The following is a 15152-nucleotide window of genomic DNA, read 5'->3' as shown; positions in this document are numbered from 1 at the left end:
CTCCCGCCTTCCGGGCAGCCCCGGCTCCGGCTCAGACGAGGTGGGCGAAGACCACCAGGTTCTCCGTGTAGTCCCGGACGGCATGGTCGTACGACCCCGAGCAGGTGATGAGCCGCACCTGGGCGTCGGGGGTGTCGGCGTACACGCGGTCGTTGGGGAAGTCGTCCTTGGCGAAGGACTCCGTCTCGTCGACCACGAACGTCGCCTTGCCGCCGTCGGCGCGCAGCACCCGGAAGCGGTCGCCCTTCTCCAGTTCGCCGAGCCGCACGAACACGGCCGCGGACGTCGCCGTGTCGACGTGACCCGCGATGATCGCCGTACCGCGTTCGCCCGGGGAGACGCCCTTGGCGTACCAGCCGACGAGGTTGGTGTCGTGGGCGGGCGGCGGCTCGAGCCGGCCCTTGGCGTCGATGGCGAGGTCCGTGAAGGGGGCGTCGACGCCGATGGCGGGAATGAGCAGCCGGGTCGGCTCGGACCGGGGCAGATGCGGACCGGCGGGCTTGCCGGCGGCGGGTGCGCTCGCGGCGGGGGACGGTGCGGCGGAGGCCGCGGACGCCGCGCGCGGTCCGTGGGCGTCGTCGGGGGGAGCCTCGCCTCCGCCCATGAGCGTCACGGCCAGCAGCACGCCGGCTCCGCTCCAGAAGACCGCCGTCATGATCGCGCGCAGTCGGCGCCTCGCCGGCGGCGGCTGTTCGGTTTCGAGGGGGGAAGGGGGACTGGCCGGCATCGGGGGGAACCACCTCAATCGGGCACGGCACACGGACGGGCGAGCGGGGCCGTCGTGACGCGCCAGGCGCGTACGACGGCCCCGTTATGGCACCGGACACGGCTCAGGCCACGCTGCCGGCGGCCTTCTTGCGGCGCAGCGCGTAGGCGCCGGCACCCAGGACGGCCAGCGCGGCCAGGCCGCCCCCGGTGACTCCGGGCTCGGCGAGCCCGCCACCGCCGGTGTGCACCCCGCCGCGCGGCTTCTCGTGGTTCCCTTCCTTGTCCTGCTTGCCGCTCCAGGACTCCTCGCTCGACGAGTCGTCCTTCTCCTTGTACGTCTCGGGGTCGTACTTGGGGTCCTTGTCGGTGCCCCAGTCCTCCTCGTTCGCGGCGGTCAGCGCCCCGCCGCCGGTGTGCATCCCGCCGTACGGCTTGTCGTGCTTGCTCTCCTTGTCGTACTCCTTGCTGTAGGAAGACTTGTCGTGGTCCCCTTCGCCCGAGTGGTCGGCGTAGGCTGCGGGCGCGGCGATGGCGAGGGCCGCCGTGGCCGTCGCGATGGCGAGCACCATGCGGGCAGAGCGCATCTGAGAGTCCTTCCACGGGAGGCCGGGCAGCTGACTCCTCGTCAGCACGAATGTCCCGCTCTCCGGCGTGATCCACGCTCATTCATGGCACCCGGCTCCACCATCCGGGACGTTCACACGGGTTAACGCTCCACTCCTCCGGCGGCACACCGGCCGCCCCGGGCCCTTCTTGCCCCGGGCCGGTGTCGCCGCCTAGCCTGAGTTTGTGCCGCTCATAAACAAAACCCGTTCGCACGGTGTGGTGCCGGGTACCGACCTCGTCCGACTCCGTCTCGCCCTGACCGCGTTCTTCGCCCTCGACGGCTTCGTCTTCGCCGGCTGGGTGGTGCGCATCCCCGCCATCAAGGAACAGACCGGCGCCTCCGCGAGCACCCTCGGGCTCGCCCTGCTCGGTGTCTCAGCCGGGGCCGTGATCACCATGACGCTCACCGGCCGCCTGTGCCGCCGGTACGGCAGCCATCTCGTCACGGTCGTCTGCGCGGTGCTGCTCTGCCTCAGCGTGGGTCTGCCGCCGCTGACCCATTCCCCCGTCGCGCTCGGCGTCGTCCTGCTGCTGTTCGGAGCGGCGTACGGCGGGATCAACGTCGCCTTCAACAGCGCCGCCGTCAATCTGGTGGCCGCGCTGAGGCGGCCCATCATGCCGAGCTTCCACGCCGCGTTCAGTCTGGGCGGCATGGTCGGCGCGGGGCTGGGCGCGCTGGTGGCCGGTTCGCTGTCGCCGACCCGGCATCTGTGGGGGCTCGCCGTCGTGGGGCTGCTCGTGACGGCCGTCGCGGGGCGGGCGCTGATGCGCTGCGAGCCGCTGACCCCGGCGGACGCGGGACGAGCCGAGCGGGACGGCACACCCCGCCGGCCTGACCGCCGTACCCGCGCGCTGGTGATCGTCTTCGGGCTCATCGCCCTGTGCACGGCGTACGGCGAGGGGGCGCTGGCCGACTGGGGCGCGCTCCACCTGGAGGAGGACCTCGACGCGTCGCCGGGCACCGCGGCCGTCGGGTACTCGCTGTTCGCGCTCGCGATGACGATCGGGCGGCTCTCGGGGACGACGCTGCTGGAACGGCTGGGCCGGACCCGTACGGTGCTCGTGGGCGGTTCCACCGCGTCGGCCGGCATGCTGCTGGGCGCGCTCGCGCCGACCCTGTGGGCGGCTCTGCTCGGCTACGCGGTGACCGGCCTCGGGCTCGCCAACCTGTTCCCCGTGGCCGTCGAGCGGGCCGGCGCGCTGGCCGGCCCGAGCGGGGTCGCCACCGCCTCCACCCTCGGCTACGGCGGCATGCTGCTCGGCCCGCCCGCGATCGGTTTCTTGGCGGACTGGTTCAGTCTGCCGGCCGCGCTGACGAGCGTGGCGGTGCTGGCGGCGGTGGCCACCGCCATCGGTTTCGCGACCCGCCGGGTGAGCACGGACTGACCCCGTAGGTCTCCCGGCCGTCCGGGTGGCACGGCCGGACGCGCCGGATCGGATACGTGGTGCCGGGGTACCCGGCGTCGGAGTCCGCCGGCCCCGCGCCGTCGGACGCGAGGACCGACCGCCCCTCCACGGATACGGGAGTGACCGTGACCGAACAGCAGCATCCCGTCGAGCAGTACCCGGCCCCCGATTTCCCGTCCCAGGACCAGCCGCATCCCGGCTGGACCGGGCCCATGGACCCGCCGCCGGACCACGGGGAGGACTCCTACCGGGGCAGCGGCCGGCTGACGGACCGGAAGGCCGTGATCACGGGCGGGGACTCCGGGATCGGCCGGGCGGTCGCCCTGGCGTTCGCCCGTGAGGGCGCGGACGTGGTCTTCACGCATCTCGACAGCGAGAAGGACGAGGCCGCCGAGACGGCTCGGTGGGTGGAGGAGGCCGGACGGCGGGCCGTGCCGGTCGCGTGCGACGTACGGGAGGAGGAGAACTGCCGGGCGTTGATCGACCGCGCCGTGTCCGAGTTCGGCCGGATCGACATCCTGGTGAACAACGCGGCGTACCAGATGTCGCAGCCCGACGGCATCGAGGCGATCTCCACCGAGCAGTTCGACCGGGTGATGCGCACCAACCTGTACGGCATGTTCTGGCTGTGCAAGCTGGCCGTGCCGCACATGCGGGAGGGCGGCAGCGTCATCAACTCGGCGTCCGTACAGGCGTACAAGCCGAGCCCGCACCTGCTGGACTACGCGACCACGAAGGGCGCCGTCGTCACGTTCACCCAGGGGCTCGCGCAGATGCTGATCGAGCGGGGCATCCGGGTCAACGCCGTGGCGCCGGGCCCGGTGTGGACGCCGCTGATCCCGGCGACCCTGCCGGACACCACGGAGTTCGGCAAGCAGGCGCCCATAGGGCGTCCCGCCCAGCCGGCCGAGATGGCCCCGGCGTACGTCTTCCTGGCCTCACAGGAGGCGTCGTACATCACCGCCGAGATCGTCAACGCGACGGGCGGAACCCCGCTTCCGTAGGTCACGGGCGAACGTCCGTACGACACAATCCTGCCCATGGACACAGCCCGGTACCTCGGAATCCTGGAGAAGGAAGGCCGGTCGCTCGCCGAAGCCGCCGAGCGGACGGGTACGGACGCCGTCGTCCCGGCCTGCCCGGGGTGGCGCGTCCGGGACCTGCTCCGGCACACGGGCGTGGTGCACCGGTGGGCCGCGGCCTTCGTCGCGGACGGGCACACCGGGCCCCGCCCGATGGGTGAGCCGCCGGAGCTGGACGGCCCCGCGCTGGTGGACTGGTACCGCGACGGCCACCGGCGTCTGGTGGGCACCCTGGCGGGTTCGGCGCCCGGCGTGGAGTGTTTCACCTTTCTGCCGGGAGCACCCTCCGCGCTCGCGTTCTGGGCCCGCCGGCAGGCACACGAGACGACCGTCCACCGGTTCGACGCGGAGTCGGCCGGCGGCGGCACGCCGTCACCCGTCGCCGCGGACTTCGCGGCGGACGGTGTCGACGAGCTGCTGCGCGGCTTCCACGCGCGGGCACGGAGCCGGGTGCGCACCGAGGCGCCCAGGATCCTGCGGGTGCGCGCGACCGACGCGGACGGGGTGTGGACCGTACGGCTGTCCCAGGAGCCGCCCGTGACCACGCGGGACGGGTCCGGTGAGGCGGAGTGCGAACTGTCCGGAACGGCCGAGCAGTTGTATCTCGCGCTGTGGAACCGGGCGCCGGTGCCGGCGGTGTCCGGCGATCCGGGGCTCGCCGCCCTGTGGCGGGAGACGTCCGCCGTCATCTGAGACGGCCCTCCGGAGCCCCGTCGCTCAGCCGTCCGCGAGCATCCGGGCCAGTACCGCGCGCTGTACGGGCAGCACCTCGCCGTGCAGTGCGCGTCCCTTCGCCGTGAGCGAGACCCGTACGCCGCGCCGGTCCTCCGGGCAGAGCCCGCGCTCGGCGAGGCCCTCCTTCTCCAGCCGGGCGATCAGCCGGGACAGCGCGCTCTGGCTCAGATGGACATGCTCGGAGATCTCCTGGACGCGGTAGGAGCAGCCGCCCGATCCCCGGTTCTGGGCGAGGATGTCGAGGACCTCGAAGTCGCTGGCGCACAGGCCGTGTTCGTGCAGAGCGCGGTCGATCTCGCACTGGGTGCGCGTTTGCAGCGCGAGTACGCCGCGCCACCGTTCCACGAGCGCCTGTTCGGCCTGGTCCGCCGCCATGGGCGCACCGTAGCAGAGAGCCGCTTCTCTTCCAGGGGGCGCCTGCGGGCCGCTTGTCCGCCGGGCGCCCGCCTGTTTCACTCCTCGGGTGACCGGAACCAGGGGGCTGACATGACGGGGTACGGGGGCCGGCGGAGCCAGGCGGAGCGGGACGCCATCACCGTGGAGATCGGGTACGCGCTGGTCAGCGCGGCGTTCGCGGCCGCGCTGGTCCTCGGGGCGGTGGCGGGGCCGGCACTGCTCTTCTCGCTGCCGGACATCGTCGAGACGGTGCTGCCGCACGCCGGAGTCGTCCTCGCGGCGGTCCTGTTCGCCGTCCGCACGGTCGCCGTGCTGGTCCGGTTCCGGCGGGCGGGTCAGCCCAGCCAGCCCGGCCGCACCAATCCCGACTCGTAGGCCAGCACCACCAGTTGGGCCCGGTCACGGGCACCCAGTTTCACCATGGTGCGGCTGACGTGGGTCTTGGCGGTGAGCGGGCTGACCACCAGCCGGCGGGCGATCTCCTCGTTGGACAGGCCCATGCCGACCAACGCCATGACCTCCCGTTCCCGCTCGGTGAGCGCGGACAGGGCGCCGACGGCGGCCGGTTCCTTGGAACGGGCCGCGAACTCGGCGATCAGCCGCCGGGTCACCCCGGGCGACAGCAGCGCGTCACCGTCGACCACCGCCCGCACCGCGCGCAGCAGTTCCTCCGGCTCGGTGTCCTTGACCAGGAAGCCCGAGGCTCCTGAACGGATCGCCTCGAAGACGTACTCGTCGAGTTCGAAGGTGGTGAGCATGACCACCCTCACATCCGCCAGATCCGGGTCCCGGGTCACCCGGCGGGTGGCCGCGAGACCGTCGAGTGCGGGCATACGGATGTCCATCAGCACGACGTCGGGCCGCAGTTCGCGGATCAGCCGGACGGCCTCCTCGCCGTCGGACGCCTCCCCCGCCACCCCGATGTCCGGCTGCGCGTCCAGCAGCGCGCGGAAACCTGCCCGGACCAGTGACTGGTCGTCGGCGAGCAGTACACGGATCACCGGTCGTCCTCGGCTTCGATCGGAAGTACGGCGAGCACCCGGAACCCGCCGTCGGGGCGCGGGCCCGCCTCGATGGTGCCATCCAGCGCGGCGGCCCGCTCCCGCATCCCGGCCAGCCCGTTCCCGCCGCCGCCCGCGTCGGCACCGGTGGCGGGACCGTCGTCGTCGACGCGCAGCCGCAGCCGCCCCTCGCCGTGTTCGATCCGCACCCGCGCCTCGCGCGAGCCCGAGTGCCGTACGACGTTGGTGAGGGCCTCCTGGACGATGCGGAAGGCCGCCAGGTCCGCGCCGGGCGGCAGCCGGGGCGGCTCCCCCTCGACGGTCACGGTGAGGCCCGCGCTCGCGGCCTGGTCCACCAGTTCCGCAAGCCGGTCCAGGCCGGGCGCCGGGGCGCGCGGCGCGGCACCCGGCGCGCGCAGGGTGTCGAGCACCTGGCGCACCTCCCCGAGCGCCTCCTTGCTCTGTTCCTTGATGGTGGTGAGCGCGCCGCGGGCCTGCTCCGGGTCGCTGTCCAGCAACGCGAGGCCGACGCCGGCCTGCACATTGATGACCGAGATGCTGTGCGCGAGCACGTCGTGCAGTTCGCGGGCGATCCGCAGCCGCTCCTCGTCCGCGCGCCGCCGCGCCGCCTGGGCCCGTTCGGCCCGCTCCCGCGCCCACTGCTCACGGCGGGTCCTGGCCAGTTCCGACACCGCGACGAGCGCCACCACCCAGGTGGCGATCACGATCTCCTGGTTCCAGGAGGCGGCGCCGTCGCCGGACGGTGGCAGCCACCGGTACAGCACCTGGGAGATCAGCACATGCCCCGCCCACAGGGCCCCCATCGCCGCCCAGGTCGCGTGCCGGTGTCCGGAGACGACGGCGCTGAAGCAGGCCACGGCGACGGTGAGGAACACCGGCCCGTACGGGTAACCGGCCCCGACGTAGACCAGGACGGCGGCGACGGCGGCGAACACCACGGGCACGGGGTGGCGCCGCCGCCACAGCAGCGTCACGCCCGACGCCAGCAGCAGGAGCCGTGCGGCGGGGTCCAGGGCGGCCCGCTCGCCGTGCTGGGCGTGATCGGCGAACTGGGAGCCGATCAGCACGAACGCCGTGACCAGCGCGGTGGAACGCCAGGGCCACCGGGGACTCCCGCCCTGCTCGAGCGGCCGCCCGGGGCGCCACCGGCCCGGTGGTCCGCCCCAGGGTCCGCGCTGTTCGTCCATGTCCGTCACGCTAGACGCCGGACGCCCGGTGCGACGTCAGCCCGGCGTGGTGATCGCGCGTACTCCCGGCGAAGTACGTCCGTCCGCCTACGAGGGCCCGCCCGAGGGCCCCTCCTGCGGATACACCAGGCCCACGGTGTGCGCGAGTTGTCCCACCGCGTGCCGGAAGAACGTGTCGCGGTCCTCCACCACCCGGTTGAACTGCCCGAACAGCTCGAACCCGATCAGCCCGAACAGCTGGGCCCAGGCGGCCACCATCGTCGCCACCACCTCGGGCGGCAGGTCGGGGGCGAGGTCCGAGGCCATGCGCACGGCCTCGGGGCGCAGGTCGTCCGGCAGGGCGGGCTTGGCGAGGCCGAGGCCGCGCTGTGCGTCGCGGAGGATGCCGATGATGACGAGAGCGGAGCGTTCGGCGGCGGGCACGGTCGTGTCGGGCGCGGTGTAGCCCGGCACCGGTGTGCCGTAGATCAGCGCGTACTCGTGGGAATGCGCGAGCGCCCAGGCGCGGACGCCCTCGCACACGGCGGTCCAGCGCCGCACCGGTCCGGCGTCGGCGGCCGCGTCCCGGGCTGCCTCGGCCGCGGCGCCGAGGGACTCGTAGGCGTCGATGATCAGGGCGGTCAGCAGGTCGTCACGGCTGGGGAAGTACCGGTAGAGGGCGGAGGAGGCCATGCCGAGCTCCCGGGCGACGGCCCGCAGCGACAGTTTGGTGGCGCCTTCGTGCGCGAGCTGTCTGCGGGCCTCTTCCTTGATGGCCGCCGTGACTTCGATCCTGGCCCGGGCGCGGACGCCGTGTGTGGAGCTGGTCATGGGGTCAGTCTCCCATGAATTCGAGAGCGGTGCACGCAAACGAGAGCACTGCTCTTGCTTTACCGCGCGAGACCGTGCAGACTGAAGCCACGCCGAGCGAGAGCAGCGCTCACAAAAGCGAGCACCGCTCTCGCAAACCCGCCCCGCCCCTGGAGGTCACCGATGTCGTCGTCAGCGCCGTACTACCGCAAGGGCAGCCCCCTCACCGTCCGGCTCAACAGCGTCGTCGGCTGGCTGGCCCGGCACGGGCTCAGCTTCGCCGGCACCGCGGAGATGTCCGTCCGCGGCCGCAAGAGCGGACGCATGCAGCGCATCCCGGTCAACCCGCACACCCATGACGGCGGCCAGTACATCGTCTCGGCGCGCGGCCACTCCCAGTGGGTGCGCAACATGCGGGCCGCCGAGGGCGGGGAACTGCGGGTGGGGCGCAAGGTCCGCACCTTCACCGCGGTGGAGCTTCCCGACGAGGAGAAGCTCCCGATCCTGCGGACCTATCTGGAGAAGTGGGGCTGGGAGGTCAACCAGTACTTCCAGGGCGTCACCGCCCGGTCCTCCGACGAGGAGATCGCCGCGGCCGCGCACGACCACCCCGTCTTCCGGATCACCGTCAGGAGCTGACCTCGTCGCCCGCGGGACGCCGGTCCAGGGCCATCAGCGCGCGGTGCGCCAGCGGGTGTGTGCGCACCAGTTCGCCGAGCGTGGTCGAACCCCGGGTGATGTCCCTGAACGCCTTCCAGGCCGGGCGGAAGCCGGTGAGCACCGCGTGGAAGACCCCGGGACGCCGTTCGAACGCCGCCAGCATCCGCTTGCCGACGCTCATCTCGACGCCGAGCCCCGCCTTGACCGCGAAGGCGTAGTTCAGCGCCTGCCGGCGGGTGTCCACGGCGTCGTGGGCCTCCGCGATCCGTACCGCCCACTCCCCCGCCAGCCGGCCCGAACGCAGCGCGAAGGAGATGCCCTCGCGGGTCCACGGCTCCAGCAGCCCCGCCGCGTCCCCGCACACCAGCACCCGGCCGCGCGACAGCGGCGAGTCCTCGGCCCGGCAGCGCGTCAAGTGGCCCGAGGAGATGCTCGGTTCGAAGCCGGCGAGGCCGAGCCGGCCGACGAAGTCCTCCAAGTACCGCTTGGTGGCGGCACCTTCGCCGCGCCGCGAGATCACACCGACGGTGAGCGTGTCCCCCTTGGGGAAGACCCAGCCGTAACTGCCGGGCATCGGCCCCCAGTCGATGAGCACCCGGCCCTTCCAGTCCTCCGCGACCGTCTCCGGAACCGGGATCTCCGCCTCCAGGCCGAGGTCGACCTGGTCCAGCTTGACGCCGACATGGGCCCCTATGCGGCCCGCGCTGCCGTCCGCGCCGACCACGGCCCGCGCCAGCACCGTCTCGCCGCCCTGCAGGACGACGGCGACCGTGCGCCGGTCCGGTACGGCCGAGCCGTGCTGTTCCACCCGCTGCACGGCGGCGCCGGTGCGCAGTTCGGCACCCGCCTTCTGCGCGTGCTCCACGAGCTGCTGGTCGAACTCGGGCCGGTTGATCAGCCCGAACAGCATCTGCCGCGAGCGCCGGGTACGGGTGAAGCGGCCGTTGTGCGAGAACGTCACCGCGTGCACCCGGTCCTTGAAGGGAAGTTCGAAGCCGGGCGGGAGGGAGTCGCGCGAGGGGCCGATGATGCCGCCGCCGCACGTCTTGTAGCGCGGCAACTCCGCCTTCTCCAGCAACAGCACGCGCCGTCCCGCGACCGCCGCCGCGTAGGCCGCCGAGGCCCCCGCGGGTCCCGCGCCCACCACGACGACGTCCCACACCTGCTGTACGTCGTCCGCCGAAGAGTTCTCGCTGCTCACGATGGTCTACTGCTCCCGATCCAGCCGCCTGCCGCTCCTGTCCTCCCGCATCCTACGGCGGCGATCACGTCGGGCCACTGTGGGAGGATCGGCGGCGTAAGTGCCCCGTACACGGGTCCTCACGCACACCACGCGATCATCTCGTACAAAGATGGACGCGAACGTTACAACGTCGCACCCACAAGGAGCGTGCCCATGTCGTCGAATCCGGTCGCCGCGACCGTCGCCTCGCTGATGCCCAGGGCGAAGGACGAGCTCGCCGAGCTGGTGGCCTTCAGGTCGGTGGCGGACTTCGGGCAGTTCCCGCGCGAGGAGAGCGAGGGCGCCGCCCGCTGGATCACGGACGCGCTCACCGCCGAGGGTTTCCAGGACGTGGCGCTGCTCGACACCCCGGACGGCACGCAGTCGGTCTACGGCTACCTGCCCGGCCCGGAGGGCGCCAGGACCGTACTCCTGTACGCGCACTACGACGTGCAGCCGCCGCTGGACGAGGACGGCTGGACCACGCCGCCGTTCGAGCTGACCGAGCGCGACGGCCGCTGGTACGGGCGCGGGGCCGCCGACTGCAAGGGCGGCGTGATCATGCATCTGCTGGCGCTGCGCGCGCTGAAGGCGAACGGTGGCGTGCCCGTCCACGTCAAGGTGATCGTCGAGGGTTCGGAGGAGCAGGGCACCGGCGGTCTGGAGCGGCACGCCGAGGCCCACCCCGACCTGCTGACCGCCGACACGATCGTGATCGGCGACACGGGCAACTTCCGCGCCGGTCTGCCCACGGTCACCTCGACGCTGCGCGGCATGACGCTCGTCCGGGTGCGGATCGACACCCTCGAGGGCAATCTGCACTCGGGCCAGTTCGGCGGGGCCGCGCCCGACGCGCTGGCCGCGCTGGTGCGCGTACTGGACTCGCTGCGCGCCGAGGACGGCTCCACCACCGTCGACGGGCTGACCGGCGACAAGGTGTGGGACGGACTGCAGTACGCCGACGAGCAGTTCCGCACGGACGCCAAGGTGCTGGACGGGGTGGAGCTGATCGGTTCCGGTACGGTCGCGGACCGCGTCTGGGCGCGTCCGGCCGTGACCGTGCTCGGCATCGACTGCCCGCCGGTGATCGGCGCCACGCCGTCGGTGCAGGCGAGCGCTCGCGCGCTGGTCAGCCTGCGGGTGCCGCCGGGCGTCGACGCGGCCGAGGCGACCGGGCTGCTGCGGGCGCACCTGGAGGCGCACACGCCCTGGGGCGCGCGGGTGAGCACCGAGCAGATCGGTCAGGGGCAGGCGTTCCGCGCGGACACCACCAGCCCGGCCTACCAGGCCATGTCCGACGCGATGGCGGTGGCGTACCCGGGGCAGGAGATGCAGTACGCCGGTCAGGGCGGCTCGATCCCGCTGTGCAACACCCTCGCCGCCCTGTACCCGAAGGCGGAGATCCTGCTGATCGGCCTGAGCGAGCCGGAGGCCCGGATCCACGCGGTGAACGAGAGCGTGTCCCCCGACGAACTGGAACGCCTCTCCCTCGCCGAGGCCCTGTTCCTGCGCAACTACGCGTCGACCGCCCGCTGACGACCCGGTGGCCGGTCGCCCCGTACAGGCGGCCGGCGCCCGGCGTCTCAGCCGACCGGCACCCCGGCCTCGAGGTACATCGCCCTGCCGCGTTCGCGGGCCCGTAGGGCGCAGCACAGGCGTTCGTAGCGGATCGGGGGGAGGAGTTCGGCGGCCTCGGCCTCCGAGGCGAAGCGCCAGGCGCGCAGTTCCGGGCCGGGCAGCAGGACGCGGCCGGCGTCCGCGGGGTCGAGGCGGCCTCCGTCGAAGAGCAGCCGCAGGCCGCCGAAGGCGGGGGGCGCGGGCGGTTCCCAGTCGACGACGAGGAGCGCCGGTACGTCGTCGAGGCGTATCCCGGTCTCCTCGGCGACCTCGCGCATGCCCGCGCGCGCGGGAGCCTCGCCGCGTTCCACGACCCCGCCCGGGAACTCCCAGCCCGGCTTGTACGTCGGGTCGACCAGCAGCACCCGGTCCTGTTCGTCGAAGAGCAGCACCCCGGCGGCGACCGTCTCGGCGGTGGGTTCGGGCGTCTGCACGATGTCGCAGGCCGGCACCTCCCCGCTGCCCACCGCCTCGGCGATGCGCAGGGCGGTCTCGTACGGGGTGAGGGTTCCGCTGTCGACGGGATAGGCGTCGGCGGTGAGCCAGCCCGCGAGGGCGGTCTTGTACGGCTCGATGTGGTCGTACGACCATTGCCGGACCCGTATCTCAGCGTCGGGGAGATCCGCCGGGACCTCCCGGCCGGCTATGCGCTCGCGCAGGATCGTTTCCGCCGGAGCCAGCAGGACGTGCCTGACCGGTATGCGCCGGGCGGCGAGGCCGCCGAAGATCTCGTCGCGGTACTCCTGGCGCAGCAGGGTCATGGGGACCACCAGCGTCCCGCCGAGCTCGGCGAGCATCGCGGCCGCCGTGTCGATCACGAGTCGTCGCCAGACCGGGAGGTCCTGGAAGTCGCCGACCTCGGCGAGGCGCTTGGGCGGAAGCAGCCGTTCCAGTGCTCCGCCGATGACCTCGGGGTCGAAGAGCGTGCTGTTCGGGATCAGCTCGATCAGTTCGTGCGCGGTGGTGGTCTTTCCCGCACCGAACGCGCCGTTGACCCAGACGATCACGTTTCCCCCTCTTCTGTTGGCCCCCTGTGGCTTGCCCGCTCCACCCTGCCACGGAAACCAGATCCGGCCGAGAACGCGGGAGAACGGCGCCGGCGCCCCCCAGGGACCCGGGGGACGCCGGCGTCGCACCGGCCGCGCCGGAGGGGCTGCTCAGGCCCTGCTGTCCCGGTCGATGTCGAGGTCCAGCGTGTTGTTCTCGCCGACGGTCCGGTCGAGGGTGCTGATGGTGTCGTCGACGTCGAGCGGGGCGGCGCTCCCGGCGGCGGCCGCGTGCGACGGGGTGACGGCCGCGACGACGAAGCCGGTGGCGAGGGAGGCGATGGCCAGCATGGTGCGCTTCTTCATACCCGGCTCAACTGGCGAACCGCCCCCGAGGTCACGCACCCGCGCGGATCCCGGAACGGCACCCGGGGCACCGGCGTGGCCGGGCCGGCGAGGTGACGCGCACGCGCGGGTCCTCAGACCGCCGCGACCGCCGTGTCCGTCCTGCCCGCCAGCGCCGCCGCGGCCGCGCCCACCAGGCCCGCGTCCGTGCCCATCTGGGCCGGGGTCACCGCGAGGCGCTGGACGAAGGACAGGGTGGCGTACTCGGTGAGGGCCTTGCGCAGGGGCGCGAAGAGGACCTCGCCCGCTTTGCCCACACCTCCGCCGATCACGGCGATGTCGATCTCGACGAGGGTCGCGGTGGCCGCGATCCCGGCGGCCAGCGCCCTGGCCGCCCGCTCGAAGGACGCCACGGCGACCGGGTCCCCGGCCCGTGCGGCGGCGGCCACCGCGGCGGCGGAGGTGTCGCCGTCGGGGCCGGGACTCCAGCCGCCGTCCACGGCGCGGCGGGCGATGTTGGGGCCGCTCGCGATGCGCTCCACGCAGCCGCGCGAACCGCAGGGGCAGATATCGCCGTCGAGGTCCACGCTGATGTGACCGATGTGGCCGGAGTTGCCGGTGGGTCCGGGGTGCAGCCGGCCGCCGAGGACCAGACCGCCGCCGACGCCGGTGGAGACGACCATGCAGAGCGCGTTGTCGTGGCCGCGGGCGGCGCCCTGCCAGTGTTCGGCGGCCGTGATCGCGACCCCGTCGCCGATCAGCTCCACGGGCAGCCCGCCGGTCGCGTCCCGGACGCGGGCGACGAGCGGGTAGTCGCGCCAGCCGGGCACGTTGACCGGGCTCACCGTACCGGCGGAGGCGTCCACCGGGCCCGCGCTGCCGATGCCCAGCGCACCGGCGCGCTGCCACAGCGGAGACGCGACGAGCTCGCCGAGCACCGCCTCGACGGCCCGCATCACGGTCTCACCGTTCTCCCGCGCGGGCGTGGGCCGCTGGGCGCGGACCAGGATCCGGCCCTGGCAGTCCACCAGCGCGCCGGCGATCTTGGTGCCGCCGATGTCGAGCGCGGCCACGAGGTCGGTGTGCATCAGTGTCGGATCTCCCCGTCAAACATCGGAAACCATCGAGAAGGGCTCAGCGAACGACCATGCGCGACCACGAGGCAACACATGAACACGGGCAACGGCCCGTCGTGCGGTCGTGTGCGGGGCCGGAGTGTGCGTTGGACAGTGTCTCCCGAGCCTGACAACGTTGTCCAGGCTCTATGCTCGACGCCACATCCTCATACAACCCCATGGACCTACGCATCCCCGTGGCCGACAGGACAGGACACCGCACCGTGCCGGAGACGACCCGCCGCAGCGACCGCATCCCAGGGACCCGTTACGGCAACCGTCCGACGATGAAGGACGTGGCCGCCCGCGCCGGCGTCGGACTCAAGACGGTCTCCCGGGTGGTCAACGGCGAGCCGGGCGTCACGCCGGAGACGGAGCGCCGCGTCCAGGAGGCGATCGAGGCCCTCGGCTTCCGCCGCAACGACAGCGCGCGGGTGCTGCGCAAGGGCCGCACGGCCAGCATCGGTCTGGTCCTGGAGGATCTCGCGGACCCGTTCTACGGGCCGCTGAGCCGGGCGGTCGAGGAGGTGGCCCGTGCGCACGGCGCCCTGCTGATCAACGGCTCCAGCGCGGAGGACGCCGACCGTGAGCAGGAGCTGGTGCTGGCGCTGTGCGCCCGCCGGGTGGACGGGCTGGTGGTGATCCCGGCGGGCGGCGACCACCGCTATCTGGAGCCGGAGCTGAAGGCGGGTGTCGCCACCGTCTTCGTGGACCGTCCGGCCGGGCACATCGACGTGGACGTCGTCGTGTCGGACAACTTCGGGGGTGCCCGCGACGGCGTGAGCCATCTGCTCGCGCACGGACACCGACGGATCGGCTTCATCGGCGACATGCCCCGGATCCACACGGCCGCCGAGCGGCTGCGCGGCTACCGGACCGCCATGGAGGACGCGGGGATAACGGTGGAGGACGCCTGGATGTCCCTGGGCGTCACCGACCCGGAGCGGGTGCGCCGCGCGGCCGAGGAGATGCTCTCGGGGCCGGAGCCGGTGACCGCGATCTTCACCGGCAACAACCGGGTGACGGTCACCGTGATCCGGGTGCTGGCCGGGCACACGCGCCAGGTCGCCCTCGTCGGTTTCGACGACATCGAGCTCGCGGATCTGCTCCGGCCCGGTGTCACGGTCGTCGCCCAGGACGCGGCGGCTCTCGGCCGGACCGCGGCCGAGCGGCTGTTCCGCCAGCTGGACGGCACCCTGCTCGCCCCGGAGCGCATCGAGCTCCCCACCAGGCTGATCACCCGCGGCTCCGGTGAGCTGCCCCCGGCGGACTGAG

General features: G+C 73.0%; 17 protein-coding genes. 7 read left to right on the top strand and 10 right to left on the bottom strand.

The window, feature by feature from the left end:
- Positions 1-31: 31 nt before the first annotated feature.
- A complete protein-coding gene (locus ACGFR9_RS24725) occupies positions 32-727 on the bottom strand; it encodes a class F sortase (protein ID WP_393212227.1) in 696 nt (231 codons plus the stop codon).
- Positions 728-830: 103 nt separating this feature from the next.
- Positions 831-1292, bottom strand: coding sequence for a hypothetical protein (locus ACGFR9_RS24720; RefSeq protein ID WP_393212225.1), 462 nt, complete (start codon positions 1290-1292; stop codon positions 831-833).
- Between the two features lie 241 nt (positions 1293-1533).
- Between ACGFR9_RS24720 and ACGFR9_RS24715 the strand changes: the two genes are divergently transcribed.
- From ACGFR9_RS24715 to ACGFR9_RS24705, 3 genes are all read left to right on the top strand, one after another.
- Positions 1534-2700, top strand: coding sequence for an MFS transporter (locus ACGFR9_RS24715; RefSeq protein WP_393212316.1), 1167 nt, complete (start codon positions 1534-1536; stop codon positions 2698-2700).
- A gap of 146 nt (positions 2701-2846) precedes the next feature.
- Positions 2847-3725, top strand: a complete 879-nt coding sequence (locus ACGFR9_RS24710; RefSeq protein WP_393212223.1) for a glucose 1-dehydrogenase — start codon at positions 2847-2849, stop codon at positions 3723-3725.
- Between the two features lie 36 nt (positions 3726-3761).
- Positions 3762-4496, top strand: coding sequence for a maleylpyruvate isomerase family mycothiol-dependent enzyme (locus tag ACGFR9_RS24705; protein ID WP_393212221.1), 735 nt, complete (start codon positions 3762-3764; stop codon positions 4494-4496).
- A 24-nt stretch (positions 4497-4520) separates the two neighbouring features.
- On the opposite strand, the gene ACGFR9_RS24700 is transcribed toward ACGFR9_RS24705, so the two are convergent.
- The gene (locus ACGFR9_RS24700) at positions 4521-4913 is read right to left on the bottom strand and encodes a MarR family winged helix-turn-helix transcriptional regulator (RefSeq protein ID WP_393212219.1); all 393 of its coding nucleotides are present in this window, start codon (positions 4911-4913) and stop codon (positions 4521-4523) included.
- A gap of 111 nt (positions 4914-5024) precedes the next feature.
- On the opposite strand from ACGFR9_RS24700, the gene ACGFR9_RS24695 reads away from it, so the two are divergent.
- On the top strand, positions 5025-5309 hold the full coding sequence (locus ACGFR9_RS24695) for a DUF6332 family protein (RefSeq protein WP_393212217.1): 285 nt from the start codon (positions 5025-5027) through the stop codon (positions 5307-5309).
- Here the strand turns inward: ACGFR9_RS24695 and ACGFR9_RS24690 are convergent.
- From ACGFR9_RS24690 to ACGFR9_RS24680, 3 genes are all read right to left on the bottom strand, one after another.
- Positions 5270-5935 (bottom strand): response regulator, encoded by a 666-nt coding sequence (locus ACGFR9_RS24690; RefSeq protein ID WP_393212215.1) that lies wholly within the window; start codon positions 5933-5935, stop codon positions 5270-5272. The two genes, ACGFR9_RS24695 and ACGFR9_RS24690, sit on opposite strands and share 40 nt — an antisense overlap.
- Positions 5932-7143 carry a sensor histidine kinase gene (locus tag ACGFR9_RS24685; protein WP_393212213.1) on the bottom strand — a complete coding sequence of 404 codons (1212 nt, stop codon included), beginning with the start codon at positions 7141-7143 and terminating at the stop codon, positions 5932-5934. The genes ACGFR9_RS24690 and ACGFR9_RS24685 overlap by 4 nt, the downstream gene beginning before the upstream one ends.
- 87 nt (positions 7144-7230) lie before the next feature.
- Positions 7231-7953 carry a TetR/AcrR family transcriptional regulator gene (locus ACGFR9_RS24680; protein ID WP_393212211.1) on the bottom strand — a complete coding sequence of 241 codons (723 nt, stop codon included), beginning with the start codon at positions 7951-7953 and terminating at the stop codon, positions 7231-7233.
- 162 nt (positions 7954-8115) lie between these two features.
- On the opposite strand from ACGFR9_RS24680, the gene ACGFR9_RS24675 reads away from it, so the two are divergent.
- Positions 8116-8571 (top strand): nitroreductase family deazaflavin-dependent oxidoreductase, encoded by a 456-nt coding sequence (locus tag ACGFR9_RS24675; protein WP_393212209.1) that lies wholly within the window; start codon positions 8116-8118, stop codon positions 8569-8571.
- Here ACGFR9_RS24675 and ACGFR9_RS24670 read toward each other — a convergent pair.
- Entirely contained in the window at positions 8561-9793 is a 1233-nt protein-coding gene (locus ACGFR9_RS24670; RefSeq protein ID WP_030214691.1) for a geranylgeranyl reductase family protein, read from the bottom strand. The genes ACGFR9_RS24675 and ACGFR9_RS24670 overlap by 11 nt on opposite strands.
- Positions 9794-9988: 195 nt before the next feature.
- Between ACGFR9_RS24670 and ACGFR9_RS24665 the strand changes: the two genes are divergently transcribed.
- The gene (locus ACGFR9_RS24665; protein WP_393212207.1) at positions 9989-11350 is read left to right on the top strand and encodes a dipeptidase; all 1362 of its coding nucleotides are present in this window, start codon (positions 9989-9991) and stop codon (positions 11348-11350) included.
- A gap of 47 nt (positions 11351-11397) precedes the next feature.
- On the opposite strand, the gene ACGFR9_RS24660 is transcribed toward ACGFR9_RS24665, so the two are convergent.
- The 3 genes from ACGFR9_RS24660 to ACGFR9_RS24650 form a co-directional block, all read right to left on the bottom strand.
- Positions 11398-12438 carry an NUDIX domain-containing protein gene (locus ACGFR9_RS24660; protein ID WP_393212205.1) on the bottom strand — a complete coding sequence of 347 codons (1041 nt, stop codon included), beginning with the start codon at positions 12436-12438 and terminating at the stop codon, positions 11398-11400.
- Between the two features lie 150 nt (positions 12439-12588).
- On the bottom strand, positions 12589-12783 hold the full coding sequence (locus ACGFR9_RS24655; RefSeq protein ID WP_393212203.1) for a hypothetical protein: 195 nt from the start codon (positions 12781-12783) through the stop codon (positions 12589-12591).
- Between the two features lie 113 nt (positions 12784-12896).
- On the bottom strand, positions 12897-13850 hold the full coding sequence (locus tag ACGFR9_RS24650; RefSeq protein WP_393212201.1) for an ROK family protein: 954 nt from the start codon (positions 13848-13850) through the stop codon (positions 12897-12899).
- 206 nt (positions 13851-14056) lie between these two features.
- On the opposite strand from ACGFR9_RS24650, the gene ACGFR9_RS24645 reads away from it, so the two are divergent.
- Positions 14057-15151 (top strand): LacI family DNA-binding transcriptional regulator, encoded by a 1095-nt coding sequence (locus tag ACGFR9_RS24645; RefSeq protein ID WP_393212199.1) that lies wholly within the window; start codon positions 14057-14059, stop codon positions 15149-15151.
- The last annotated feature ends 1 nt before the right edge of the window (position 15152 follow it).

This window comes from Streptomyces sp. NPDC048584, from assembly GCF_043199595.1.
Lineage (GTDB): Bacteria > Actinomycetota > Actinomycetes > Streptomycetales > Streptomycetaceae > Streptomyces > Streptomyces edwardsiae.
The sequence above is the reverse complement of the archived record's forward strand: the minus strand, read 5'-3'. Positions and strand labels throughout refer to the sequence as shown.